The organism is Paracoccus sp. (in: a-proteobacteria), from assembly GCF_030536915.1.
GTDB lineage: Bacteria > Pseudomonadota > Alphaproteobacteria > Rhodobacterales > Rhodobacteraceae > Paracoccus.
Genome location: NZ_JAUNPC010000176.1, coordinates 1 through 2,707, shown reverse-complemented (window position 1 = coordinate 2,707; position 2,707 = coordinate 1). Strand labels below are relative to the sequence as shown.

The following is a 2,707-nucleotide window of genomic DNA, read 5'->3' as shown; positions in this document are numbered from 1 at the left end:
ACGTCCTTTGCAGGTCTGCGCGGGAAGCATCGGCGATAATCCGCCAGTCTCATAGAAGAATCCTGCCGGGCGGAAACATGCCGCAGGCGGGACAGGGGCCGCCCGGGGATCGCCGGCGGGGTGCGGGCCGCAGACGCTTGCGCGGGATGGCCGCCGCGGCCGCTTTCATGGCCCTTGCCGCGCGTCCTGCAGGCTTGTCCCTTGGGCTGTCGCCCCTGACGGATCCTGTATTTTCAGGCTCTTGGCCAAACTCCGGGAAAGATTGCCGATGAGGCGGGGGCCGCGTCGACGGCATCCGGCGATCGCCTCGCGCCAGCCGCAGGGACCGGTGCCTTGGCCGGGGTGATCCGGCGCCAAGGGGGGCCGCGATCACCCCGGCAGGACGCGGGCCGCTTTTCCCCGCAGACCCTTCCCCGCCCGCCCTCGTAACATTTGATCAATTCCGCCCGCAGGGGATTGCGGCTATGCCCGCCGGACGGAAGCCGCGTCAAACCTCGGGAAAACAATCTCTTGGCGCTGGCTCCGCCATGTGCTTACAGGCTTGCTTGTCCGGTCGGAACGAAGGCTTTTCGATGGTTCAGAAATCACCCTGCAGGATGGCGGACCCGACATCGTCGCGGCCTCGGGCGCCATGCACCCCTTTTCACCCGTGGGCGGACGCCGGTTCCTGACGGCCGGCGCGGACCGCCCGCACCCTTTCCCCGCCGTCCGGTCACCCGCGCCGGACGGCCCTCAAGACATATCCCGCAAAGAACAGATCGGATGAAACAAGACACCTGCGTCCAGAACCCCGCCTTCCTGTCGGGCGGCGGCGAACTTGGCGAACGCATCCGCGCGTTCGACTGGGCGGCAACGCCCCTCGGTCCCATCGCGGGCTGGCCGCAGGCACTGCGGCTGGCGCTGTCGATCTGCCTTCATTCCAGCTTTCCGACCGCGATCTACTGGGGGTCCGATTTCCGCCTTCTCTACAACGACGCCTGGTCGCCGATCCCGGCCGAGCGTCACCCGGCCGTCCTGGGCCGCCCCGCGGCCGAGGTCTGGCCCGACATCTGGGACGTGGTGGGACCGCAGCTTGCGCGGGTGATGCAGACGGGCGAGGGCTTTTCGACCTTCGACCGGATGCTGCCGATGGTCCGCGATGGCGTCCGCCGGGAAACCTACTGGAACTACAGCTTCACGCCGATCCGCGACGAAACCGGCGCGGTGGTGGGCGTCTTCAACCAGGGCCATGAAACCACCGCCGCCATCATGGCGCACCGCGACGCCCATGCCGAGATCGACCGGCTCGGGCGTCTTTTCGCCCAGGCCCCGACCGTCGCCGGCATCCTGCGCGGCCCCGACCACGTGATCGAGGTCGTCAACCCGGCCTTCAAGGAACTGGTGGGCCGGACCGACATCGAGGGGATGACGGTCGCCGAGGCGCTGCCCGAACTGGTGCCGCAGGGCTTCCTGACCCTGCTGGACCGCGTGCTGGCGACGGGCGAGCCCCATGTCGGCCGCGCGGTCCCGATCACCTTCCGCGGGCTGTCGGGCGAGGCGCCGCAGGAACGCGTCGTCGATTTCGTCTACCAGCCGCTGGCCGGTCCGGACGGGCTGGCGCAGGGCGTCTTCGTCCAGGCCACGGACGTGACCCATGCCGTCCGCGCCGAGGCCGCCCTGCGCGAAAGCGAGGCGCGCTACGCGGCGATCGTCAATTCCATCGACCAGATGATCTGGTCGGCCCTGCCCGACGGCAGCCACGATTATTTCAACAACCGCTGGTATGACTTCACCGGCGCGGCGCCGGGGACCACCCACGGCGCGGGCTGGAAGGACATGTTCCACCCCGAGGACCAGGAACGCGCCCAGGCGGCCTGGATGCACTGCGTGGCGACAGGCGAGCCTTACCATATCGAATACCGGCTGCGGCACCATTCCGGCCGCTACCGCTGGGTGGTGGGGCGGGCGCTCTGCATCCGCGACGCCGAGGGGCGGATCACCCGCTGGTTCGGCACCTGCACCGACATCCACGACCTCAAGGAAGCCGAGGCCAAGCGCCAGCTTCTTCTGCGCGAGATGGACCACCGGGTGAAGAACCTGTTTGCGGTCGCGCTGGGGATGGTGTCCATGACGGCGCGCGGCGCGGCCTCGGTCCCGGCGATGGCCGAGGCGCTGCGGGGCCGGCTGGGGGCGCTGGCCAAGGCCCATGACCTCATCCGTTCCGCCGTCGGGGGCGAAACGGGCAAGGGCCAGGTCACGCCGCTGCGCGAGTTGATCGAAAAGATCGTCCGCCCGCATCTCGGCGCGGATGGCGGGGACCGGATATCCCTGGACGGCCCCGAGGTCATCCTGGGGGAAAGCGCATCCGTGGGGCTGGCGCTGATCTTCCACGAGCTTGCGACCAACGCCGCCAAATACGGGGCGCTGGCCACGGCGGAGGGCCGCATCGCCGTCACCTGGTCGGCCCGGGGGGACGATCTGGCCCTGTCCTGGACGGAAGAGGTCGGCGGGCCCGGGATCACGCCGCCCGGAACGCAGGGCTTCGGCAGCCAGCTTGCCCATGCGACCGCCACCGACCAGCTTGGCGGCACGATCGGCTTCGACTGGCGGCCGGGCGGCCTTGCCGTCGACCTGCGGGCGCGGCTGGAGAACCTGCGGCACTAGCCGTTCCCTTGGGCGGCCCCGCCCCCGTCCCGCGATGGCGCGGACAGGGTCGGCGGGGCAGGCC

1 protein-coding gene is annotated in these 2,707 nt (G+C 69.9%); it reads left to right on the top strand.

The features are described 5' to 3' along the window. Positions 1–762 precede the first annotated feature (762 nt). Entirely contained in the window at positions 763–2,643 is a 1,881-nt protein-coding gene (locus tag Q4F04_RS15410) for a PAS domain-containing protein (RefSeq protein ID WP_303370672.1), read from the top strand. Positions 2,644–2,707: the final 64 nt, after the last annotated feature.

Bases quoted from the DNA above. Each gene is read 5' to 3' on its own strand.
- Q4F04_RS15410 (WP_303370672.1), top strand. From the start codon at position 763: ATGAAACAAGACACCTGCGTCCAGAACCCCGCCTTCCTGTCGGGCGGC.